Genomic DNA, 24009 nt, shown 5'->3' on the forward strand with positions numbered 1-24009 from the left:
CATCCCCCTGATGTTGTACCTGTGTTTGGTTATTATCCGGTGTTATTCCCGCCGCAATAGCCGGGTGCAGTGGCTGCATGGCCGTCAGGTAAATTAAAAGATAACTCGTGCCTCTCGCTACAGAGCTGCTGAGTTTATTCATCGTACTATCCCTTTTGTTGAACTTAAGTGTGACAAAGTCAGTGAGGCTGACTAATCAGTGGCCCGGTTATCTGCGGTCAGGCTGCGGTGATAAAACAGCCATCTCCCCACAGAGAATATTGATGATTTAATAGTGACATCATTAAACTATTCTAATGTGAAATTAATTGACTGTCAGAATGGGTAGTGCAAAATGTGATCGGCGATCAGTTATTTAATCCTGATAATGGGGAATCTATTACATTAAATACCAGTAAATCACGATAAGGATGGAGATATTGCTTCCTCACGCCCGACCTGACTCTTTCAGTTTTCGTGTGATGGTATTACGCCGATAGCCTGGCAATCGGGCCATGGCAAGCTCCCATTATGAAAATAAATATTATTTAAGTTTTAATAAAATCTGTTTTTTTTAAAATTAATAGAACAAATAACTTTTTATATTTAATGAAATACATAATTCAAATTAATACAAAAACATAGGGTGTAATTATTTATTTACACTTGGTGTAACCGTTATTTGACAGAAATAAACTGATCCTTTAGCCTACCTTTCTATAACTATTTCAATCAGTTCAGAAACTAGGGGAAAGCGTGAAGAATCGCACTCTTGGCAGTATTTTCATCGTAGCGGGAACAACTATTGGAGCTGGAATGCTAGCTATGCCACTGGCGGCAGCTGGTGTTGGCTTTGGTACAACTTTCGTAATGTTAGTCGCTCTTTGGGTTTTAATGAGCTATACCGCTTTATTGCTAGTGGAAGTTTATCAGTACAACCCGGCTGATACGGGCCTGGGAACACTGGCAAAACGCTATCTGGGACGCGGCGGTCAATGGCTCACCGGTTTCAGTATGCTATTCCTGATGTATGCCCTAACAACAGCTTATATCAGTGGTGCAGGTGAATTGCTATCAGGCAGCCTCTCTTCATGGCTGGATAAACCTATTCCCGTATCATTTGGGATACTGATTTTCACTCTTGTGGCTGGCGGTGTTGTCTCTATTGGCACGCAATCTGTTGATATGGTGAACCGCCTACTGTTTACCGCAAAAATCATCTTCCTGATTATTATGTTGACAGTCATGATGCCTCATGTAAAAAGCACTAACTTGCTCTCAATGCCTTTGGAGCAGGGCTTAGTATTATCTGCCATTCCTGTGATATTCACCTCTTTTGGCTTTCACGGCAGTGTGCCAAGTATTGTGAGTTATATGGGGGGCGATACCCGTAAGTTACGCAAGATATTTGTTATCGGTAGCGCTATCCCACTGATGGCCTATATCCTGTGGCAATTAACCACGCTGGGAGCAATTTCTTCCCATACTTTTATCGGGATTCTGGCAGAACAATCAGGACTAAATGGACTATTACAAGCGGTGAGAGAAGTTGTCGCGACTCCGCGAGTAGAGCTTGCTGTCCATCTATTTGCCGACTTAGCACTGGCAACCTCATTTCTTGGTGTCTCTTTAGGTTTGTTCGATTACATAGCAGATCTGTTCAAACGCCGCAAAAATGCAACAGGCCGCCTGCAAACAGGTGTAGTGACTTTTGTTCCACCGTTACTTTGCGCTTTATACTACCCAAACTTTGTCATGGCTCTGACTTTCGCGGCGGTAGCGCTGTCTATTCTCGCTCTGCTTTTGCCGTCAATGCTGGCATGGCGCAGCCGCCAGACCGAGCAAACTGCTTACCGGGTCAAAGGCGGAAAACCCGCTTTGGTTCTGGTGTTTCTTTGCGGGATTGCTGTCATTGCTATCCAGATTGGTATTGTTAGCGGGTTATTGCCAGAAGTGGGATAATCAGGAACTGAAATTGTCCCCATCAAAAATGGTGCGGACAATTTCATAAAAATAAATCAGAAATTCAAGCCAGCACCAACAAAAAATCCGTCAGCCAGTTTGTTATCCCGGTAGCCCTCTTTCCCTCTCATATTCATCATTCGATAACCCGCATCCACGGTCAGCGGTTTAAATACAGTAAAACGCAAACCACCAGTAGCCTCAGTATAAGAATCAATACCGGAAGTTAAACCGGACGGAGCACCGTAAACTTCACCATACAGAGATAAAGACGGTGTAACAGCCCAGCTCAAACCAACACCGCCAGCTAGTGCCCCGCCATCTTTTCCATCTTTAGGTGATAAATAGAGCGCTTTACCGCCAACACTGGCGGTTAACGGACCAACAGGCAGACTAAATGCGGTGCCAAAACTTCCCAGGTGCCCATTATGATCACTGCGTGCCCAGTTACCATTAAAAGATAGCCCAGCGCTATTATCACCAATTGCAGCTGAAGTATTGGTAAAATGACGACCAGCTTGAAGATTAATAGAAATGGCATTTGCTGATCCAGTAATTAATAACAAACTGGTCATTCCCGCAATAAGATAAGCCTTCATGATATTTCCTCTTTATTTACTTAATCTTAAGTATTTTACTTAAACACACTTCAATCTATGGACAACAAAAACAAATGAATCATCTATACTTACTAAATATGTGTGGATTTGTTTATTGAATTTATTTAATGCAATCATTACTCATATAAAATAATTTTTCCACTCAACAATAAAGAAAAAAAATAATATCAGAATAAAATTTTAATATGTTGACCAGAACATTTTTCTTATCAGCGATCCCGCTGTTTTTTTTCATGTAAAACAGGAGAAGTGTGATGAAAAAGAGAGGACTTACAACGGTTGCAGGAGCTCCCGTCGTTGACAACAATAACGTTATTACCGCAGGACAACGCGGCCCTATGATGTTGCAGGATGTTTGGTTTTTAGAAAAACTCGCCCATTTTGACCGTGAAGTTATCCCAGAACGTCGTATGCACGCCAAAGGCTCCGGAGCTTATGGAACCTTTGTCGTCACCAACGATATCACCAAATATACTTGCGCTAAGATTTTCTCTGAAATAGGCAAAAAAACAGAAATGTTTGCCCGTTTTTCAACAGTAGCCGGTGAACGCGGAGCAGCCGACGCTGAACGTGATATTCGTGGTTTTGCACTTAAATTCTATACTGAAGAAGGTAACTGGGATTTAGTTGGTAACAATACGCCGGTATTTTATCTTCGTGATCCCCTGAAATTCCCAGATCTTAACCATGTTGTTAAACGTGATCCACACACTAACTTGCGTAACCCTGCTTATAAATGGGATTTTTTCTCTCACCAGCCCGAATCACTGCACCAACTAACCATTGATTTCAGTGACCGTGGTGTACCTAAGTCTTTCCGCCATATGCACGGTTTTGGTAGCCATGCATTCAGCTTTATCAACTCAGATAATGAACGTTTCTGGGTGAAATTCCATTTCCGTTGCCAGCAAGGCATTAAGAACTTAATGGATGAAGAAGCGGAAGCGCTAGTCGGTAAAGATCGTGAAAGTTCTCAGCGCGACTTGTTTACAGCAATTGAACAATGCGATTATCCCCGCTGGAAACTGAAAGTTCAGATAATGCCAGAAAAAGAGGCGGCTAAAGTACCATACAACCCATTTGATCTGACAAAAGTCTGGCCTCACGGCGACTATCCGATGATCGAAGTCGGTTATTTCGAGCTGAACCGTAACCCTGATAACTATTTTTCAGAAGTTGAACAAGCCGCGTTTAACCCTGCTAATGTCGTACCCGGTATTAGTTTCTCCCCAGATAAGATGTTACAAGGCCGTCTGTTCTCTTATGGTGATGCTCAGCGTTATCGCCTTGGCGTTAACCACCATCAAATTCCGGTCAATACTCCTCGTTGTCCGTTCCATAATTATCACCGTGATGGTGCAATGCGTGTCGACGGTAACAGCGGTAATACAGTGACTTATGAACCAAACAATGCCGGGTTGTTCCAGGAACAACCTGAATTCAAACATCCATCATTAGCTTTAGAAGGAGATGCCGATAACTGGAACCATCGTCAAGATGAAGATTATTTCAGCCAGCCTCGTGCACTGTTTATGTTAATAAACAGTAAAGAACATCAACGTATGTTTGATCGTATCGCCAGTGAGCTATCGCAAGCACATGAAGATACTCAACGTCGTCAGGTTGAGCTATTTAGGAAAGTTCACCCAGAATATGGTGATGGTGTTGAAAAAGCATTGAAAAAAATCAAAGGCTAATTTCTAGCAACACTGTTCTTTAACAATCTCTGCCCATTATTACATAATAAATAATGGGCAGTAGCAGAGTTCAATTCCTATTTACATCATCAGCTTTTGCCACATCATAGATAACTCTGTGACCGGGGTGAGTGAGTGCAGCCAACAAAGAGGCAACTTGAAAGATAACAGGTATAGATGGATATCCATCTCACCACTCAAAATAAAAATCAAAATAGCTCAATATAAACCTGGCAAATCCAACACCCATTTTTTGATTTGCTGACGGGAAATTTTAATGCCGCTATTTTTAAGCTGCTGAGGTAACAGATAATAAGCCACTGGACGCTGAAAAGAAGCCAGTTTATCAATCAGCCATTCTGGCAATGAATCAATGACCTCAGACGAATTACTGTCGATAACTACAACGGGACGATAACCAAATTCAGGATCGGGTACAGGAACAGCAAAACTTTGTTCTACTTGTGGATAGGTGTTAATCACCCGCTCAATTTCTTCCGGTTGAATGCCTTCTCCACCACTGAAAAATTGATTATCCATCCGACCAAGTATGCGTAATTCACCATTTTGCATCACTCCACGATCTCGGGTATGAAACCAACCATCACTATCAATCAAGGGTTGTAATTTACCATCCAGCCAATATCCACTGGCGAGGCTATCAGAACGAATTTGAATTTCCTCATTTATCAGTCGAATTTCTTTGCCCGGTAAGGGATTGCCAACACCGGGAAGATCATTTGCCCGTTTAACGCATACTGTTGAAGCCAGTTCCGTCAAACCATAACCACACCAACAATGAATACCTCTCCGTTCTGCCCTTTGAGTCAATTCAACAGGGATCATCGCACCACCCAGAAGCACTTCTTTCAAATTTGGTAGCTGATTTTGTGACTGTTCTAGTAACCGCCAGAGCTGAGTCGGTACCAATGAAGCATGTGTACAATCTGCTAAAGCATATTCCAGGGGATTAATATCTCTTAGTACCAGAGAAGCCCCTTTCATTAACCAGCGCCAAATAATCCCCTGACCAGATACATGAAACAGCGGCAATGAGAGCAGCCAACTATCTTGTTGCTGAAAATTCATCACAGAAAGTACATCCTGCGCACTAGCAAGATGGGCATAGATTGAGTGAATAGCCGCTTTAGGTAATCCAGAAGAACCGGAAGTCAAAATCATACTGGCTGGGCGCATTGCATCCCATGCCACAACATTATCATTGTAATTTAGTGAGTTACTTTGCCAATTAAGGGAGCTGGCATTTATAACGGGCAAATCATCACCACAGAAATCAGCAACAAAATCAATCTTCAAACGTGGCAGTAATTCAGACAGGAGTATTTTAGGTAATTGAGGATTCAATGGTAATACCCGCGCACCACACTGTAGTGCAGCAAGATAGCAAAACAACATTTCTTCGCTATTCTTTCCCCGCAGCATTACGCCACTTCCTTCAACCACCCCCTGTCGGCGAAAATTAGCCGCTATCGCATCCAAAGAAGCAGCTAATTGATGCCAGTTAAGGGAGCGATCATGCAATCTGATGGCAATATTTTCAGGACTAAGCAATGCCCAGTAGCGCCACGGCCACTGGGTAAATGGATTTAACTGCACCATGCGATTTCTAACTCGTCCAATCCTTTTACTGGAACCGTACTACCCGGCCAACGACGTACTAACTGAAATTGAATCAATTCCAGTGTATCCAATCCAGGAATAGTAGCAGGCGTCAACCAATGAGCAATGCGAGCAAGCTGAGTCAGACCTAAACTGGTTTCAATACTGGAGCTGATCACCGCTTCTAATCCAGCATTGTGCGCGACTGAAATCAACTGACGACAATGGGCAAGACTGCCAACTAAAGTGGGTTTGATAACAATAGCGGCAACGCCCTTCTGAGCCTCTATTTTAAAACCTTCATCGCGGACACTTTCATCCCATGCGATGGCGATCCCTGTATCACAAGCAAAAGCGAGCGATTCTTCCTGGGTTCGGCAAGGTTCTTCCAAAAAGGCAATTCGGTTGCGGTAATCAGGATTCACATATTTAGCGAAACCATCCGCTTTAACACGTCTCCAACTACGGTTAGCATCCAGCCGCAAAACTAAATCCGGTACCGCTTCCAACAAAACATTAACTACCATACCGTCACGTACAGCTTCATACAGCCCAACTTTTACCTTAGCAACTTTTTGTCCTCTCATTTTACTGAGGCGAACAATCAGTTCATCAGGATCACCATTACACAGTGGCACTTTTCGGTAATCGGCTTCTTCCGGCAATTTACCCTGTAATTCAGCCACTGCGCAGCTAATTCCGAATGCCACAGAGGGTAATTCACTGTCGTCAGGTTCAACACCAAGGTGCCACTGTTTAAGCCATGTCATCGCAGCTTCACCCGCCTGCTCAAACGTTTCCTGGCTAAATTCAGGCAGAGGAGCAATTTCACCCCATCCCTGTTGACCATTTTCCTGCAAGTGAACCAGAAAGCCGTCACGGGTTTTAAGCCGCTGATATCGCAGGACAACACCTGTTTCCATCGGCAAACTGAATCGGTATAAAGTTGCGGTACGCATTATGGATTACGTTTAAATTTGCTGAAATCAGGGTTGCGTTTCTCATTGAAGGCATTACGTCCCTCCTGGCTTTCTTCTGTCATGTAGAAAAGCATAGTGGCGTTACCTGCCAGTTCCTGCAATCCAGATTGACCATCACAGTCAGCATTCAGAGCAGATTTCAAACAACGCAGAGCCATTGGGCTATTTTCCAACATTTCACGGCACCAGCGAACAGTCTCTTTTTCCAAATCCGCGTAAGGCACAACCGTGTTAACCAGCCCCATCTCTAAGGCTTGTTTAGCATCATACTGACGACACAAGAACCAAATTTCGCGCGCTTTTTTCTGACCAACAATTCGCGCCATATAAGATGCACCCCAACCGCCGTCAAAAGAGCCTACTTTAGGCCCGGTCTGACCAAAAACAGCGTTATCAGCGGCAATAGTCAGATCACATACCAAATGCAATACATGACCGCCACCAATAGCATAGCCAGCAACCATAGCAACAACGGGTTTTGGACAATTACGGATTTGGCGCTGGAAATCCAGTACATTCAGGTGATGCATACCGTTGGCATCTTTATAACCCCCGTAATCACCCCGGACTTTCTGATCGCCACCAGCACAAAAGGCTTTTTCACCCATACCAGTCAGAATAATCACACCGATAGAACCATCATAACGAGCATCATCTAACGCCTGCATCATCTCTTTAACCGTCAATGGACGAAACGCATTACGTACTTGCGGGCGATTAATGGTAATTTTAGCAATGCCATCAGTAGATTTATGATAAAGAATATCTTCAAATCCTTCAGAAAAGTCCTGCCATTCAATGTGGGCGTAAAGTTCTTCTTCGCTCGGGTAAATCATACTCATAATTCCTTATAATCAAAGAGTGATAAAAAATGGTTTACTGCCGTAGCAAACGCTGTCGCGTTCGCTCTGTGGGCATTATGCCCAACATGCGGAATAGTTTGCAGCGGCAAAGCGCAACGTTTTGCCAATTGTTGGAATTTCTTATCATTTTCGCCGCACAAGTATATGAAAGGTAACGTCAGTTGTTGCAGTTTAGGCACCAACCAGGGTTGATGTCCAAGCGAAGTATTTTCCAGCATATCAGCCACACAATTGCCATTATTCTGGCTACGTACTTTAATCAGTTGCTGGCGCTGTTCAGGCAATAAATCGGAAAAAATTTTCTGCTGATACCAGTCTGACAAAACCCGTTCAATCGGCTGGGAACGAAAACGTCTGGCCCAACCTTTGTCGTGGTTGAGCCGATCATTGCGCTCCCGTTGGGAAAGTAAACCAGGGTTTCCTCCTTCAACCAGCAACCCACATAGCCCCCGTATATCACCATAACAGGCATAATTCATAGCAATACGCCCACCCAGAGAGTAGCCAATCAACCAATATTGTTTAATTTGTTGTTCTCTTAACGTTTCCGACAAAAGACGATTCATATCTGCGAAATCTTCTATCTGCACTTCCTGGGAATCACCGTGACCGGGTAAATCTATGACCAATGAGGGATGCTGAGTACATAGCTTGACTAATGGCAACCATTCATCACCACAGCCCAATAATCCATGCAACCAAACCAGCCACGGGCGATTATTCCGACTGTTGAACTTATGGCAAACCAGATTCACAGCATACCCACCTGTTTTAAAAGCTGTTGCAAGCATTCAGCGCCTTCTCTATCTGGTACTTTCAGCTCAACCAATGTGGTTTCATTTCGTTGCCATGCCCGTTCAGTACACTGTTTCAATTCAAGCCAACTTTGTGGACTAGCATATTGCAGACCAAACATTGCCGCAGCATGATCAAAATTGACATATTGAGGCATACAATAAAAACGCTGTCTTTCCTCTTCCGGCGTCGGCAGTAAAGAGAAAATCTGTCCGCCGTTATTATTGACGACGATTAATACTGTTGAAGAGGAAGGATGGCGCAATAATGCCAAGCTATTCAGATCATAAAGAGCAGACAAATCACCAATAATAGCCAAAGTTGGTTTTATTGTTGCTCGTTGTACTCCCGCCATAGTAGAAATTAACCCATCAATGCCGCTCGCACCTCGGTTACTGTAGATCGGATACCCTGCAGGTAATTGTCCAAGTGCATCTATCAGACGAACAATCAAACTGTTACCCACAAATAATTGCCCGTGGTCAGGTAATAATTCATTCAATCGATAAGCTACAGCGGCTTCGCTGAATTTCCCTGCCAGTTCTGCCCTGACGCAATTAACCGCTTTCTCTGACCAAGTTATAAGCTCTTCTGCCCACGGTGTGCGCAATTGTGCCGGGTGAGCTAGTAACCAGTCGGCAATATTGCAAGTTAATTTTCTGCCACGATGATTAGCCGGATCAAGTCGTCCTGGTATTGCATCAATAATCCAAAACTCCTCCGGCTGACATTTAGCCTGCCACTGCAACAAACGTTTTCCTGTCAGGCTGGAACCAAACTGCACCACCAATTGCGCCTGCGCTAAAATTTCCTTTGCATGAGGATTATTCAACCATAAATCGGCACAAGGCAATGGCTGGCCAGTTTGTGAAAGCACATCGCCAATCAACGGCCAACCCAATGTCTTTGCCCACTTAGCAACCTTAACGCCCTCTTGAGCACTCATTCGACCTGCCAACACAATACCTTGTTTCTGTTGCCAATAATGCCAATCCGGAACTTCTGCTACAACATTAGCAACTGGTTGACTCAACCAAGGTTTGTTGCTTTTCCACCAATCTCCTAACTGCCTCAACCACTCATCATAAGTAGGTTTTTCATTACCATATAATGGTTCGGCGAATGGGCAATTAATATGCAAGGCTCCATGTTGCAAATTCGCCATAGCGTGATCTACAACAGAAACTAACCAGCTCGCCGTGATATCAGCTGTTGGTCTTGGCAAAGAAATTGTTTTGCATGGATGAGAAGCAAAAATACCATTCTGACGGATAGCCTGATTTGCACCACAATCCAACAATTCCGGAGGCCGATCGGCAGTAAGGAACACGATTCGTTCGCCCGTTAAACTGGCTTCAATTAATGCAGGATAGAGGTTTGCCACTGCGGTTCCAGAAGTAACGATAACAGCAACAGGCTCTTGACTTGCTTTGGCCAACCCCAGTGCCAGATGTCCTAATCCTCGCTCGTCAAAATGAGTATGGCAAATCAGTTTGTTACTCGACGCTGCGGCTATTGTTAAAGGCGTGGAACGAGAACCTGGCGCAATGCAAACATGACGTAATCCGTGGCGAGTGAGTGCTTCCAATAAAAGTTCCGCCCAGCGGCGGTTAAATGCGCTGTTTGACATACTTTACTCAGAAAATATTTATAAAAGCTGACTATCAGTATCCTAACGACACGGATAACGATTTCTTTATCCTAGTTCAATGAATTGACAGTTAATCGGAAACCTTTTTTGCTAACTTACTCGCCTTTTCAGTAACGATCCCAAGCATTGAGCCCCCAAATCCGCATCTGTGGAAACCGACACTCACAATTCCTACCCCAAAAGGCATGATAAAAAACAGGATTATATGGGGCATGAGCAATAATTGAAGAACTAATTATTTATACCCGTCATCTTTCAAGTTGCCTCTTTGTTGGCTGCGCTCACTCACCCCGGTCACATAGTTATCTATGCTCCCGGGAATTCGCTCCCTTGCCGTCGCAATGCATCTTGAAATCCATTGGGTATATGTAGTTATTATTGTTTAATTCCGTTAATGTCATGTTATCCCTTAATACTGGAACAGGCTAAATCAGGAGTTTTCTCCTTCAAAGTACGAATATTAAGCTCATTAGTATGATCAACTTTTACTATACAATTTACAAAAAAACAGCTCTTTTATTTACTGCAAAAAATTTACTAAATAAATACCGTTATTATAAACCAAGGAATAAATATTTATATTTTTAAAAAATACTTTCTATAAAAAAACATATTTTATTTTCACAACAACCAAATATAATTATAAGAATACCCATCTTATTTGTTAATTTTAACCATTATGTAAACAATTAAAACTTTAATTAAATACAAATCAAAAAACAATAAAAGACTTTTCTCAATAACATGAGGTAAATAGGATGAAATTCTCTCTATCTTTAAACACATCATAAATAAAAATAAAAACCAACTTATTGTTTTAGTTGTAATTTTTAAGAAAATCATTTAAACGGATTATATTCAAAATCCTAATATCAATAAAAAGAAAAAATATTTAACCTATATAAACAAGAAAACAAAAATAATATTTTCACATTTAATTGACAAAATAATAATAATTAACAACATTTAGTTTCATACATTAGACATATAAAAATCATAAATAATTTTGTTTAAAATCAATAGTAATGTAGAAAAACATTTAATAAAACTCATGAATTAAACTGTTTTTTCAACAATCAATCCCATTAACTTGTGTATTTTTAATTAAGACTATTCAATAAAAAACACAACATAAATTTAACAATATGAGTATTATGGCGTCCGGTTGTGCCTTGATGTATTTAATTATTTTTCAATAAAGCAAGAACCATTAATGGAGAAATATATGTTATTAGCTCAACTTCCAGCGGAAAAAACACTAAACGAAACAGATATTCCCTCGGCTACCTTGCAATTACTGACTGGTAAACAAGACGGTGTTGCACGCCCCGGAGGAATATTTACCAAAGAAGACCTGATTAATATTAAACTGTATGTTAAGAAAGGGCTATCACTACCTTTTAATCTTGAGGAAGTGAAAAGCTATCTTGGCTACCAAAAAGTCAATATCGCTGGACTGGAACCAGAGGATATTCACGCCTTGTTTGAAGAAATCCGTATCCATTCACTTAGCTGGAGTGAAGTAGAAAAAGATGTTCTGCAACAGAGCATAGATCTGGAAGTTGTTGGTAAACAAATCACCGAAACCGGAGATAATATACTCAGCATCATCAATGAAATGCCAATTATTGAACGCATCAAGAGAAAGTTAGGCGATATCTCAAAGAGACAACTTGCCGAGATAACCTATACCCACGAAGACAGAGAAGTATCGTATGCACTGGTAGAAATCCTCGATACCATGAAGAGCGATATTGAAAAACAGCGGCAGAAAACCGAAAAAGTCAAAAACGAAGTATCCGATTTCAAATTAAAACTTATCGGCGGAAGACTGACAAACGGCAGTATTGCTATGGGCTTACAACCACAAGTTGAAAGTAAAAGAAAGCTGATGAAAGAAAATAAAATGTCGGTCAACATTGAAGATCTAGACGAAAAAATCATCGAGAAAAAAGCAGAAATCGACCAACTCAAGCAAGATTACAACAAATTTGTGGGTCTGGCTTTTTCCGGTATCGCCGGAGGACTTATAGGTCTCGCAATTACTGGTGGCATCTTTGGCTCCAAAGCAGAAGAAGTGCGAAAACGGAAAAACATGCTGATCGAAGAAGTACGCAGCCTGGAGGAAAATATTAAAGGTAAACGCTCACTGCAAAAATCTATTACTAATTTATCTCTTGATTTTAGTGATATTGATACCCGTTTGTTGGATGCAGAAGTCGCGCTGAACCACTTGGATTACATGTGGCAATCTATGCTGACCCAGCTCAATGCTTCTAAAGATAAATTCACCCAAATTAACGATGCACTTAACCTGACCTCTTTTATAACTAAATTCCAGCAGGTAATTAGCCCCTGGAAAGAGGTGGAAGGTTCCGCGAAACAATTAGTCAGGGTTTTCGATGAAGCGCTGAAAGAATACAAACATCGCTATAACTAATCGATCCTGTATTACTCAAGATTATAAAAAAGGAGTATTAAAATGACTGAAGTCATCACTTTCCCTCAGAAAACTATTACTTATCCAGAAATTAACGTAAAAACTTTGAGCCAAGCGGTGAAAAACATCTGGCGTTTAGCACACCAGCAAAAATCAGGCATTGAAATCATCCAGGAAAAAATTCTACGGGTGGGCGTATACAGTCGTGATATTGATGAAGCCGCTCGCGATTCAATACCTCAACTACAAACCGTCCTGAGACAGCTTCCTCCTCAAGACTATTTCCAAACCATCATCGAAATTGATACAGCTCTGGAAAACCCTGAACTGGATGATGAGACGCGAAATACCCTGTTGGAAGCCCGCTCAGAGCATATCCGCAGTCTGAACAAAGATGTCAAAAACGTCATTTCCAACTTACACAAAGAAGCTAACATAATAGCTGACAAAATTACCGATGTTCGTAATGTCGTCATTGTAGAGCGTCTGGAGGAGAGTCTGAAAGAAGAGCTGGAAAGAAAAGCGGAACTACAAGCCGATATCGCCCAAAAAGAGCAAAATAAGGCTAAATTACTCCCCGATCGCAACAAAATCATCGAAAGCCAAGACATTATTCGCCAATATAATCTGGCCGATATGTTTAAGGACTATATTCCCAATGTCAGTGAACTGGACAAACTGAACCTGGATAGCCCTAAAAAAGAGCTTATCAAGCAGGCGATCAAACAAGGTATCGAAATCGCTAAAAAAATCCTGGGCAATATTTCCACCGGACTGAAGTATATTGAACTAGCTGATGCCAGAATCAGACTGGACAAACAAATCTCTCAGTTAGACAAAGATTGCGACGATTTAAAAACCCAATTAAAAGATGTAGAACAACGGATTGTCGGTATAGAAAACGCGCATCAAATCGACAAAGAACGTACTACCTTATTACTCCAAGCAACTAAACTGGAACAAATATGGACTATTTTTGCCAACCAATTGCAGGAGACAATCGAGGAACAATCCAATCAGCAAAACCTGACTAAACTCATACATGATCAGCTACACTACCTTGACAATCTGGAGTCGCAGTACAACGAGCTTTTGCTGAAATAAATACTGTTTGCACCCTGACCTTCATCAAACAATACAAGTAGTTAGTACGATAAGTGAATAACACTCGTTATAAAGTACAGTCCAGGAAAAAGCGTTATCAATAGCTGCAAAAACCCGGTAAGAATAAATCTTACCGGGTTTTCATGTTTCGAATAATTAGTAACAATATACCTGTCATCTTTCAAGTTGCTTCTTTGTTGGCTGCACTCACTCACCCCGGTCACATAGTTATCTATACTCCCGGGGATTCGATCCCTTCTTGCCGCCGCGATGCATCTTGAAATCTATTGGGTATAGACTAACGATTAGAGGATAATTTTCGCTTGCTGTATCACATCAATCAGCGGCTGAGGCCAGATACCTAACGCTAATACCAGTAATGCAGAAACCAGAACAACCATCCCACCGGCAGTCAATGCCCAGTTCCTCGGTGTATCTCGGTTAAGGGCTTTCGGTGCAGGCAAGTACAAACTAACCATCACCCGCAGATAGTAATAAAGACCAATAGCACTACCAACCACCACAGCACCAGTCAGCCACCATAGTTCCGCTTTCACACCCAATACAATCACGTAAAACTTACCAATAAAGCCAAACGTCATTGGGATACCTGCCAGTGACAACATCATCACCGTCATGACTGCCGACAGAATAGGTTTATGCCAAAACAGGCCACGGTATGAGTAAAGGGAATCTGCATCAGGCCCTTTATATGGGCTGGACATTAGACTAACGACACCAAATGCACCGATACTGCTAAACAGATAACCTGCCAGATAAATACCTACCGTTTCTTCTGAAAGCTGGTGATTCTGTACTGCTACCATCGCCACCAACAGATAACCTAAATGAGCAATAGAAGAATAACCAAGCAGACGTTTAATATTCGTCTGCGTCAGCGCCATCAAGTTACCGAACAGCATGGAAGCAATCGCAATGATAGCTAATACCGTACGCAATGCTTCACTGTCTGCCATTGGTGCTTCAACAAACAGACGTATCACTACGGCAAAAATCGCTATCTTACTGGCTGTTGCCAGAAAGGTAGAGACTGGTGCAGGCGCACCTTGATAGACGTCTGGTGTCCAGAGATGGAAAGGTACCAAAGACAACTTGAAGCCAAGACCAACAACCAACATACCCAAACCAGCCAGTATTAATGGTTGATAGATATAGCTATCAGACAAGCGATGCCCTAATGCAGCAAAAGAGAGATCTCCTGATTCTGCATACAACAGTGCCATACCAAACAGCATAAAAGAAGAGGCTGCCGCGGACAGTAACATATACTTGATAGCCGCTTCCAGCGGACGTCTCTGACGATATGCATAGCCAATCAAACCAAACAGCGGCAAAGTTAATAACTCAATGCCGATGAACAATGATGCCAGATGGTTTGCACAGGCCAATAGAATACCGCCTACTGTTGCAATCAGCACCAGCAGGTAGAACTCTTCTTTATTATCTGGGTAATTTTCCAACCAGGAATAAGCGAAAGTAGACGTTGCCAGGCTCGCAACCAGCACCATACCGATATAGAGCATCGCATAGCTGTCCACATGAACCAGCGGGGTGACATCCATCGCCTCCTGCTGCCCGACAAAATAGAGGGACAACAGCGCCAGGTTCAAACCTATCACGGTCAGAGTTGTATTAATAAAGTGATCGCGTCGCCACGCAATGGACAGCATCACAACCACTACCGTCAATCCGACGATCAACAGCGGTAACAGCGCGATCAGTTGTTGAGGAGTTATTGTCATGGCGAATTACGGCCTTGTAGTTGAAATTGAAGCTGAATACCAGGTCTGGACGTTATCCATCGCTGCCGCTGAAGTATCAAGGATAGGTTGTGGGTAGAAACCCATAATCACCAGTAATATCAACAGCACCATTACAATGGATATTTCTCGCATATCCATCCGTCTTAGTGGTTCATCTGACTTTGGCGTACCGTAATAAGCTCGCTGCATCATATACAGGGCATAGACAGAAGCGAAAACCAGACCAAACACAGAAATCGTTATAATTAACGGAAATTCACTAAAACTACCAAACAGGATCATAAATTCACCGACGAAATTACCGGTTCCCGGCATCCCCAGTGTTGCAACGGCAAAAGACAGCGATAACGCAGGCAAGAACTGCACACGTTTCCACAAGCCACCCATAAGATTCATATCACGGGTATGTAAGCGCTCATAAAGCTGACCACACAGAATAAACAGACCTGCGGCTGACAAACCATGAGCAATCATCTGAATAATTGCCCCCTGGTAAGCAAGCTGGCTGCCAGAATAGATCGCGATTAACACAAACCCCATATGAGAGATACTGGTATAAGCAATCAGGCGTTTGATATCTGTCTGGCTGAATGCCATCCATGCGCCATAGAAGATCCCAAGCACACCCAACCACATCGCGATGGGAGTGAACTCATGGGAAGCTTCCGGAAATAGCGGCAAACCGAAACGCAATAAGCCATACCCTGCTGTCTTCAGCAAGATACCTGCCAAGTCAACAGAACCCGCTGTTGGTGCCTGACTGTGCGCATCAGGTAACCACCCATGTAAAGGCACAACGGGCATTTTTACAGCAAAAGCAATAAAGAAACCTAGCATCAGCAAATACTGAACGGTATGTGACATTGGGGTATTCAGCAGTTTTTCATAGCTGAATGTCCACTCACCTGTCCCGTTATAGTGAACTAATACCAACGCCATAATCGCAATTAACATCACCAAGCCACTTGCCTGGGTATAAATGAAAAACTTGGTTGCTGCAGTGATACGGGTCTTACCGCCTGAGCCTCTGTGCCCCCACAGTGCAATCAAGAAGTACATCGGCACCAACATCATTTCCCAGAAGAAGAAGAAGAGGAACATGTCGATAGCGAGGAACACCCCCATCACACCACCAAGTATCCACAGCAAGTTCAAGTGGAAAAAGCCCTGATACGGCTGATTTTCCGTCCATGAACAGAGAATAGCCATCAGCCCCAGTAGCGCAGTCAACACGACCATCAGCAGCGATAAGCCATCCAGAGCAAGGTGAATACTGATACCAAAACGTGGGATCCACGGCATAAAAAATTCTGATTGCCATTGAGGAATCCCCTGCGGATTAGCCAAGGTATAGCCCCCCTGCAACCACAGTTGCAAAGAGAGCACCAGAGTCAACCCCATCGAGATTAACGCTATCCAACGCGGTACACGGGTACCAAAGCGTTCAGCCTGCCAACTCAGCAGACCACCGATGAAGGGCATAAGAATTAGCCAAGGTAATAGCATGGCGCAATGTGTCCCTTAAATTAAACCAGTAGCAGCAGAGCTAAAACCAGCACTGCACCCAACCCCATAGAGGCAACGTACCAACGGACCTGTCCGTTTTCACTCAGGCTAAGACCTTTGTTACTCCAACGTGATAACACCGCAGGAATATTCATTAGTGAATTTAGCGGATCGTTTCGCAATAAATGTGTAATGTTCTTGAACGGCTTAACAAATACCCAGTCATACAAAACATCAAAGCCCCAGGCATTAAACCACCATACCGACAGGAAACGGCCCGGAGAACTTTGTGCCACACCATTCACTAATCGACGTTTACCCAGATACAAGGCTACTGCCAGCAAAATACCGGCAACAGCAACCACACCGGAAATCACTTCCAACATCATTTTGCCTGTATCACTCGTTACATGGTCTTCCGGCAACACACCTGCCAATGGTGGTACAATCAGCGCCCCCATAAAAGTGGAGAGCACCAGTAATACCAGTAATGGCAGATGATGGGTAATACCTTTAACAGGGTGAGCTTTTGTTTTCGCTTCACCGTGGAACACAATGAAAATCATTCGGAAGGTATACAGCGACGTCATAAATGCACCAGCCAAACCCGCCAACATCAGGTTGATATGACCATGTGACATTGCCCCCCACAGAATTTCATCTTTACTGTAGAAACCCGCCGTGACAATGGGTAGTGCTGACAACGCCGCGCCACCAACCAAAAAGCAGATATAAACCAGCGGGATAGATTTACGTAACCCACCCATTTTGAAAATATTCTGTTCATGGTGACACGCCAGAATAACGGAACCAGATGCCAGGAACAGCAGAGCTTTAAAGAATGCGTGAGTCATCAGGTGGAAGATTGCGGCATCCCACGCCTGAACCCCCAACGCCAGGAACATGTATCCAATCTGGCTCATCGTTGAATAAGCCAATACACGTTTAATGTCTGTCTGCACCAGCGCCGCAAAACCAGCTAACACCAGAGTGATCGCACCGATAGTACCAACCAGTTGTAGAATCTCCGGTGCCATCAGGAACAGGCCATGACTGCGAGCAATCAGGTAAACCCCTGCGGTTACCATGGTTGCGGCATGAATCAGCGCAGAAACGGGGGTCGGGCCTGCCATTGCATCGGCCAACCAAGTTTGTAATGGTAACTGAGCTGATTTACCTACTGCACCACCCAATAACATCAGCGTTGCCCAGGTAATCACAGAAGAACCCGCTTCCAGATGTTGCGGAGCCAAAACCGCTAACTCCCGGAAGTTCAGTGTTCCCAGATTGTCATACAAAATAAACATGCCGATAGCCAGGAATACGTCACCCACACGTGTAACGACAAAGGCTTTCATTGCTGCGGCACCATTTGCTGGGTTGGTATAGTAGAAGCCAATCAGTAAATAACTGCACAGCCCTACCCCTTCCCAACCGAGATACATCAGCATCAAGTTATCAGCCAGAACCAGTATCACCATGCTGGCGATAAACAGGTTGGTATAAGCAAAGAAACGAGAATACCCCTCTTCACCGCGCATATACCATGAGGCATACATATGGATCAGGAAACCAACGCCTGTTACCACGCTCAACATGGTAAGAGACAAACCATCAAGAACCAATGTGAAAGGAATACTGAAATTCCCAACTTCCATCCAGTTCCACAGGTTTTGGCTGTAAACCAGATCACCCGCCACATTCTGGCTGTTGAAATCAATAGCAACCCACAAAGTCACCAACGCAGCCAAACCAATAGAACTGACCCCGACGGTGGCTGATGTGTTTTCAGACCAGCGGCCACGGGAAAATGCCAACAGCAAAAATCCCAACAGTGGCAGCAGAATTGTTAAATAGAGTAAGTTCATCCGCGCATCTCACTGACTATATCAATATTCAGATTCTGGCGACGACGATAGAGCTGTAATAACAGCGCCAGGCCGATACTCGCCTCTGCTGCCGCCAAACTAATGGCCAGAATAAACATCACCTGACCATCTGGCTGCCCCCAATAGCTGCCTACCACAACAAAAGCCAGCGCCGCAGCATTAATCATCACTTCAAGCCCAATTAACATAAATAACAGATTGCGGCGGATGATGAGTCCAGTCAGGCCCAGAACAAATAAAATTGCCGCCAAAATCAGGCCATGTTGAAGAGGTATCATGGTTGTTCCTCCGAATTCCGGTTGCTGAGCACTTCCCCTTGTTTGTGTTCACGACCAATGTGATACGCCACTACCATACCAGCAAGTAATAACAAAGAAGCCAGTTCAACGGCCAGTACATACGGACCAAACAAACTAATACCCACTTCTTTAGCGCTGATAACTTCACCCGTGATATTGTCAGCAATATTGCCATGAGAGACATTGATAATGGTGTACACAAGTATGACAAGCAGCACAGCTGACAAGATGCCCGGACCAATCCAGGTACGCGGCTTCAGCCAGACACGCTCTTGTTCAACAACGGATTTGCCAAGGTTAAGCATCATCACCACGAAAACGAACAACACCATAATGGCCCCGGCGTAGACGATAATTTCCAGCGCACCAGCAAAGTAAGCACCCAACGAAAAAAATACCGCTGAAAGTGCCAGCAGAGAAACAATCAGATACAAAAGCGCATGTACCGGATTGGTGTGTGTAATTACCCTGATAGTTGCCAATATCGCAACCAGTCCAGCGGTATAAAACGTAAACTCCATGAATATCGCTCCTTACGGCAATAGACTTTTAACGTCGATGGGTTTCGCTTCATTGTCGGCTTCACCTTTTGATTTGCCGTCAATTGCCATACCTGTCTTACGGTAAAAGTTATAATCAGGATATTTACCTGGACCTGAAATTGTCAGGTCATCTTTTTCATACACCAAATCCTGACGCTTAAACTCACCCATTTCGAAATCCGGTGTTAATTGGATCGCTGTAGTCGGGCAAGCCTCTTCACACAGACCGCAAAAAATGCAGCGTGAGAAGTTAATACGGAAAAATTCTGGATACCAGCGGCCATCTTTGTGCTCAGCCTTTTGCAATGAGATACACCCTACCGGGCAAACTGCCGCACAAAGGTTACAAGCAACACAACGCTCTTCACCGTCCGGATCGCGCGTTAACACAATACGGCCACGATAACGGGGTGGCAAATAAACCGGTTCCTCTGGATACATTTGGGTTTCGCGCTTATGAAAGGCATGCAGACCAATCATCCAAATACTGCGTACCTGGGTGGCGAAACCAACCACTAACTCTTTCAATGTCATGGTTCTTCCCCCCTTATTGAGCGTTGTACAAAATCACTGCCGCCGTTGCCAGCAGGTTAAGTAAAGTCAGCGGCAAACAGATCTTCCAGCCAAATGCCATTACCTGGTCATAACGTGGGCGCGGTAGCGATGCACGTATCAAGATGAACATCACCATGAAGAATGCTGTTTTCAGCGCAAACCAGACAAACGGAGGCAGGAATGGACCATGCCAACCACCAAAAAACATTGTCACAATCAAGGCAGAAACCGTAACAATACCGATATATTCACCAACGAAGAACAAACCAAACTTCATACCGGAATATTCAATGTGGTAGCCATCAGCCAACTCCTGCTCTGCTTCTGGCTGGTCAAATGGGTGACGGTGACACACCGCTACGCCAGCGATAGCAAAAGTCAGGAAACCAAAGAATTGAGGAATGATATTCCACATATTTTCCTGTGCATTGACGATATCCACCATATTGAAGGAATCTGCCTGAGCAACAACGCCCATAAAAGAGAGGCCAATAAACACTTCATAACTCAGTGTCTGCGCAGAAGCACGCATCGCCCCCAACAATGAGTATTTGTTATTACTTGACCATCCAGCAAACAGGACCGCATAGACAGCCAGACCTGCCATCATCATGAAGAACAAAATACCGATGTTCAGATCAGCTGCCATCCAGGTCGGAGTGATCGGCACAATGGCAAATGCAAGCAGCAAAGAAACGAAACCAATAACCGGTGCTAAGGTAAAGATCAATCTGTCAGCAAACAGTGGCACCCAATCCTCTTTGAAGAACATTTTGATCATGTCAGCGACGATCTGTAATGATCCCCCCCAACCTACGCGGTTTGGCCCATAACGGTTCTGAAACAACCCCAGCAGGCGACGCTCACCAAAGCTCATTAATGCCCCACAAGCAACCACTACTAACAGGATTACTACCGCCTTTAGAATAGCAATCAGTACATCAATAACTTCAGGGGTTAACCAACTCATTGTGCAACCTCCCGCAGATTATTTACTGAAACACCCGCCATTACCGGAGGAATACCCGGCATTCCCATTGGCAAACCAATCTGCCCCTGAGCAAGATTTTCACTCAAACGGACTGCCAGACGCAGTTGCTGACCAAAACAATCAAACTCCAGAACAGAACCCGTTTTCACACCCAGTTGATCCGCATCTTGACTATTGAGCATCACATAAGGCTCCGGCATACGTTCCTGAATCACATCAGAACGCTGGGTTAATTCCTCACTGCCAAACAAGTGGTGGTAAGGAGCAACTGTCCATTGGTTATCCTGTACAGTAAATTTCGTCGGGATCTGATCAAAGTAGTTCAGCCCTCCGTCAGTCGTTTCAATCAGGCGCACACCAGGATCACCAAAACGCAGATGACCACCCACTTCCGACTGGAATTTATTCCAAGCCTGCGGTGAGTTCCAACCCGGTGCCCAGGCAAACGGAACTTGTTGACGAAATGCATCAGGGCTATTGTTACCTTCCATAGAGAAGGCAAACGGTGAATCAATATCCTGCGGCTGACGTTGTTCATGTACACTGAGGTTTGCCAGCATAGCGGTACGACCACTGTAACGATGCGGTGAACGCGCCAATTTCTGACCACGAATACGGAATGTAGAATCTGGTGCCGCATCAACAATGCCTTTAAGTTGCGGCATCACTGCAACACAGGCATCAATAACATGGTCGAGTTGAGTCCAATCCAAATGACGCTCAGTATAAGTTGCATGCAAAGAGTGCAACCAACGCCAGCTCTCCAGCATCACTACCGATTTGTCATAAAAAGAGGGTTCGAAAACCTGAAAATAACGTTGCGCCCTGCCTTCCTGATTCACCAATGTACCGTCACTTTCTGCAAAACTGGAAGCTGGAAGAATCAAATGGGCTTTATCCATGATAGCCGTGCGCTGATGATCAACCACAACCAGGTTTTTCAAATTACTCAGGGCATTGTCTACCTGATCCGCTGCTGCATGCCGATAGAGATCATTTTCCATCACAATAGCGGTATCAGATTTACCACTGTTTATACGCTGCAAAGCAGCATCCAGTGGCTGAGCTTCCATCATTGCCAATCCAATGCTATTGGCATAAATGGCAACAAATGACAGTCCCACATCTGAGCCTTTGTCTTTCAGTGCCCAGGCAACATTAGCTGCCGCCTGAATGATAGCGTCACTGCCAACGTTACTTCCGCTGATAATCAGTGGTTTCTTCGCACCAATCAATGCCTGCGCCACCATATCTACTTTAGCTTTCAGCTCATCCGACAGATTTTCAACCGCTGGCGCAGTGTTATCTAATGCATGCGCGACTGCAAAACCAAAACGAGCCTGATCATCAACCGGTGCACGATAATTCCACGCTGCGATATCATCCAGACGAGTATCATCTACGTTAGTCACAAACAGGGGATATTTAGCATGCTGACCAATATTCATCACCGCAGCAATCTGCCAGTCAGCAACTTTCTGGGCAGCCGCCATTTCACGGGCTTTGCCTTTCACTGCCTGACGAACAGCCAGTGCCATACGAGCACCAGTCTGCGTTAAGTCTTCACCTAAAATCAGCACCGCATCATAGCTTTCAATTTCACGCAATGACGGAGTATAAACACCGCCCTGCTGAAGAATTTCCAGCATCATATCAAGACGGTGCTGTTCAGCGGCAGAGATTCCGCTATAGAAGTTTTCCGCCCCCACTAACTCACGCAATGCAAAATTACTTTCCAAGCTGGCACGAGGTGAGCCAATACCAATAGCATTTTTGGCCTGACGTAAAATATCTGCTCCACCCTGCATTGCCTGTTCAGAATTAAGTGCTATCCAATGATCACCACGCAATTGCTGTGGCTGGCGAGGACGATCTTTACGATTCACATAGCCATAACCGAAACGACCGCGGTCACACATAAAATAGTGGTTTACCGTACCGTTATAGCGGTTCTCAATACGGCGTAATTCACCATAACGCTCCCCAGGGCTGGTGTTACAGCCGATGCTGCACTGCTGGCAGATGCTTGGCGCAAACTGCATATCCCATTTACGGTTATAACGTTCAGAATGGGTTTTATCAGTGAATACCCCAGTTGGGCAAATTTCTACCAAGTTGCCGGAGAACTCACTTTCCAGGGTACCGCTTTCAGGGCGGCCAAAATAGACGTTATCGTGAGCACCATAGACACCAAAATCAGTGCCATCAGCATAGTCTTTGTAATAGCGCACACAACGGTAACAGGCAATACAACGGTTCATTTCATGAGAAATAAACGGTCCTAACTCCTGATTGTTATGAGTACGCTTAGTGAAGCGGTATTTACGGAATGTATGACCAGTCATCACGGTCATATCCTGCAAATGGCAATTGCCCCCTTCTTCACACACAGGGCAATCATGCGGGTGGTTAGTCATTAACCACTCAACCACACTCTCACGGAACTGTTTAGCCTCTTCATCATCAATAGAGATAAAGGTGCCATCCATTGCCGGAGTCATACAGGACATAATCAGACGACCGCGCGTATCATTCTCATTTTGATATTGCTTTACCGCACACTGGCGGCAAGCGCCAACGCTTCCCAGCGCTGGATGCCAGCAAAAATAAGGAATATCTAGCCCTAAAGAGAGGCAAGCTTGTAACAGGTTATCAGCCCCGTCTACATCATATTTTTTGCCGTCTACATGTATAGTAGCCATAGTCAGCATGCTTCCAAGTGACCTGCTTTT

The 24009-nt window shown here is 44.1% G+C and carries 18 protein-coding genes; 4 read left to right on the forward strand and 14 right to left on the reverse strand.

What is annotated here, in order from left to right:
• Window positions 1-735: 735 nt before the first annotated feature.
• Entirely contained in the window at window positions 736-1941 is a 1206-nt protein-coding gene (tyrP, locus tag BO26_RS12090; protein ID WP_036771666.1) for a tyrosine transporter TyrP, read from the forward strand.
• Window positions 1942-1997: 56 nt separating this feature from the next.
• On the opposite strand, the gene BO26_RS12095 is transcribed toward tyrP, so the two are convergent.
• Entirely contained in the window at window positions 1998-2540 is a 543-nt protein-coding gene (locus BO26_RS12095; RefSeq protein ID WP_036771669.1) for a YfaZ family outer membrane protein, read from the reverse strand.
• Between the two features lie 275 nt (window positions 2541-2815).
• Between BO26_RS12095 and BO26_RS12100 the strand changes: the two genes are divergently transcribed.
• Window positions 2816-4258, forward strand: coding sequence for a catalase (locus BO26_RS12100; protein ID WP_036771671.1), 1443 nt, complete (start codon window positions 2816-2818; stop codon window positions 4256-4258).
• Between the two features lie 219 nt (window positions 4259-4477).
• Here BO26_RS12100 and menE read toward each other — a convergent pair whose 3' ends face one another.
• Genes menE through menD form a run of 5 tightly spaced genes read right to left on the reverse strand, consistent with a single transcriptional unit; the run spans window position 4478 to window position 10146 of the window.
• Window positions 4478-5878 carry an o-succinylbenzoate--CoA ligase gene (gene menE / locus BO26_RS12105; RefSeq protein ID WP_036771673.1) on the reverse strand — a complete coding sequence of 467 codons (1401 nt, stop codon included), beginning with the start codon at window positions 5876-5878 and terminating at the stop codon, window positions 4478-4480.
• On the reverse strand, window positions 5866-6837 hold the full coding sequence (gene menC / locus BO26_RS12110; RefSeq protein WP_036771675.1) for an o-succinylbenzoate synthase: 972 nt from the start codon (window positions 6835-6837) through the stop codon (window positions 5866-5868). Before menC ends, menE begins: the two co-directional genes overlap by 13 nt.
• A complete protein-coding gene (gene menB / locus BO26_RS12115) occupies window positions 6837-7694 on the reverse strand; it encodes a 1,4-dihydroxy-2-naphthoyl-CoA synthase (RefSeq protein WP_036771677.1) in 858 nt (285 codons plus the stop codon). The genes menC and menB overlap by 1 nt, the downstream gene beginning before the upstream one ends.
• A 2-nt stretch (window positions 7695-7696) precedes the next feature.
• A complete protein-coding gene (gene menH, locus BO26_RS12120) occupies window positions 7697-8512 on the reverse strand; it encodes a 2-succinyl-6-hydroxy-2,4-cyclohexadiene-1-carboxylate synthase (RefSeq protein WP_051690962.1) in 816 nt (271 codons plus the stop codon).
• Window positions 8473-10146, reverse strand: a complete 1674-nt coding sequence (menD, locus tag BO26_RS12125) for a 2-succinyl-5-enolpyruvyl-6-hydroxy-3-cyclohexene-1-carboxylic-acid synthase (RefSeq protein ID WP_036771679.1) — start codon at window positions 10144-10146, stop codon at window positions 8473-8475. The genes menH and menD overlap by 40 nt, the downstream gene beginning before the upstream one ends.
• Before the next feature lie 1234 nt (window positions 10147-11380).
• Between menD and BO26_RS12130 the strand changes: the two genes are divergently transcribed.
• Together BO26_RS12130 and BO26_RS12135 are read left to right on the forward strand one after the other, a co-directional pair.
• Window positions 11381-12607, forward strand: a complete 1227-nt coding sequence (locus BO26_RS12130) for an alpha-xenorhabdolysin family binary toxin subunit A (RefSeq protein ID WP_036771682.1) — start codon at window positions 11381-11383, stop codon at window positions 12605-12607.
• 42 nt (window positions 12608-12649) lie between these two features.
• The gene (locus BO26_RS12135) at window positions 12650-13711 is read left to right on the forward strand and encodes an alpha-xenorhabdolysin family binary toxin subunit B (RefSeq protein WP_036771684.1); all 1062 of its coding nucleotides are present in this window, start codon (window positions 12650-12652) and stop codon (window positions 13709-13711) included.
• Window positions 13712-14016: 305 nt separating this feature from the next.
• Here the strand turns inward: BO26_RS12135 and nuoN are convergent, their stop codons facing one another.
• From nuoN to nuoG, 8 genes are read right to left on the reverse strand one after another with little or no spacing between them, the layout of a single operon-like run.
• Window positions 14017-15474, reverse strand: a complete 1458-nt coding sequence (nuoN, locus tag BO26_RS12140) for an NADH-quinone oxidoreductase subunit NuoN (protein WP_036771686.1) — start codon at window positions 15472-15474, stop codon at window positions 14017-14019.
• 6 nt (window positions 15475-15480) lie between these two features.
• Complete coding sequence (nuoM, locus tag BO26_RS12145; RefSeq protein WP_015833673.1) at window positions 15481-17001, reverse strand: NADH-quinone oxidoreductase subunit M; 1521 nt, start codon at window positions 16999-17001, stop codon at window positions 15481-15483.
• 20 nt (window positions 17002-17021) lie between these two features.
• Window positions 17022-18869: an NADH-quinone oxidoreductase subunit L gene (gene nuoL, locus BO26_RS12150; protein ID WP_036771687.1), complete on the reverse strand. Its 1848-nt coding sequence runs from the start codon at window positions 18867-18869 to the stop codon at window positions 17022-17024.
• Window positions 18866-19168: an NADH-quinone oxidoreductase subunit NuoK gene (nuoK, locus tag BO26_RS12155; RefSeq protein ID WP_015833671.1), complete on the reverse strand. Its 303-nt coding sequence runs from the start codon at window positions 19166-19168 to the stop codon at window positions 18866-18868. Before nuoK ends, nuoL begins: the two co-directional genes overlap by 4 nt.
• Window positions 19165-19710, reverse strand: a complete 546-nt coding sequence (gene nuoJ, locus BO26_RS12160) for an NADH-quinone oxidoreductase subunit J (protein ID WP_015833670.1) — start codon at window positions 19708-19710, stop codon at window positions 19165-19167. Before nuoJ ends, nuoK begins: the two co-directional genes overlap by 4 nt.
• Before the next feature lie 12 nt (window positions 19711-19722).
• Window positions 19723-20265, reverse strand: a complete 543-nt coding sequence (nuoI, locus tag BO26_RS12165) for an NADH-quinone oxidoreductase subunit NuoI (protein ID WP_015833669.1) — start codon at window positions 20263-20265, stop codon at window positions 19723-19725.
• Between the two features lie 13 nt (window positions 20266-20278).
• Entirely contained in the window at window positions 20279-21256 is a 978-nt protein-coding gene (gene nuoH, locus BO26_RS12170; protein WP_036771688.1) for an NADH-quinone oxidoreductase subunit NuoH, read from the reverse strand.
• Window positions 21253-23979 (reverse strand): NADH-quinone oxidoreductase subunit NuoG, encoded by a 2727-nt coding sequence (nuoG, locus tag BO26_RS12175; protein WP_110882753.1) that lies wholly within the window; start codon window positions 23977-23979, stop codon window positions 21253-21255. Before nuoG ends, nuoH begins: the two co-directional genes overlap by 4 nt.
• Between the last annotated feature and the right edge of the window lie 30 nt (window positions 23980-24009).

The organism is Photorhabdus australis DSM 17609 (assembly GCF_000711895.1).
GTDB classification, from domain to species: domain Bacteria; phylum Pseudomonadota; class Gammaproteobacteria; order Enterobacterales; family Enterobacteriaceae; genus Photorhabdus; species Photorhabdus australis.

What these genes read in the sequence shown, in the direction of transcription:
- BO26_RS12095 (WP_036771669.1), bottom strand. Translation starts at nt 2,540, where the DNA reads ATGAAGGCTTATCTTATTGCGGGAATGACCAGTTTGTTATTAATTACT.
- BO26_RS12100 (WP_036771671.1), top strand. Translation starts at nt 2,816, where the DNA reads ATGAAAAAGAGAGGACTTACAACGGTTGCAGGAGCTCCCGTCGTTGAC.
- menE (WP_036771673.1), bottom strand. Translation starts at nt 5,878, where the DNA reads ATGGTGCAGTTAAATCCATTTACCCAGTGGCCGTGGCGCTACTGGGCA.
- menC (WP_036771675.1), bottom strand. Translation starts at nt 6,837, where the DNA reads ATGCGTACCGCAACTTTATACCGATTCAGTTTGCCGATGGAAACAGGT.
- menB (WP_036771677.1), bottom strand. Translation starts at nt 7,694, where the DNA reads ATGATTTACCCGAGCGAAGAAGAACTTTACGCCCACATTGAATGGCAG.
- menH (WP_051690962.1), bottom strand. Translation starts at nt 8,512, where the DNA reads ATGCTTGCAACAGCTTTTAAAACAGGTGGGTATGCTGTGAATCTGGTT.
- menD (WP_036771679.1), bottom strand. Translation starts at nt 10,146, where the DNA reads ATGTCAAACAGCGCATTTAACCGCCGCTGGGCGGAACTTTTATTGGAA.
- BO26_RS12130 (WP_036771682.1), top strand. Translation starts at nt 11,381, where the DNA reads ATGGAGAAATATATGTTATTAGCTCAACTTCCAGCGGAAAAAACACTA.
- BO26_RS12135 (WP_036771684.1), top strand. Translation starts at nt 12,650, where the DNA reads ATGACTGAAGTCATCACTTTCCCTCAGAAAACTATTACTTATCCAGAA.
- nuoN (WP_036771686.1), bottom strand. Translation starts at nt 15,474, where the DNA reads ATGACAATAACTCCTCAACAACTGATCGCGCTGTTACCGCTGTTGATC.
- nuoM (WP_015833673.1), bottom strand. Translation starts at nt 17,001, where the DNA reads ATGCTATTACCTTGGCTAATTCTTATGCCCTTCATCGGTGGTCTGCTG.
- nuoL (WP_036771687.1), bottom strand. Translation starts at nt 18,869, where the DNA reads ATGAACTTACTCTATTTAACAATTCTGCTGCCACTGTTGGGATTTTTG.
- nuoK (WP_015833671.1), bottom strand. Translation starts at nt 19,168, where the DNA reads ATGATACCTCTTCAACATGGCCTGATTTTGGCGGCAATTTTATTTGTT.
- nuoJ (WP_015833670.1), bottom strand. Translation starts at nt 19,710, where the DNA reads ATGGAGTTTACGTTTTATACCGCTGGACTGGTTGCGATATTGGCAACT.
- nuoI (WP_015833669.1), bottom strand. Translation starts at nt 20,265, where the DNA reads ATGACATTGAAAGAGTTAGTGGTTGGTTTCGCCACCCAGGTACGCAGT.
- nuoH (WP_036771688.1), bottom strand. Translation starts at nt 21,256, where the DNA reads ATGAGTTGGTTAACCCCTGAAGTTATTGATGTACTGATTGCTATTCTA.
- nuoG (WP_110882753.1), bottom strand. Translation starts at nt 23,979, where the DNA reads ATGGCTACTATACATGTAGACGGCAAAAAATATGATGTAGACGGGGCT.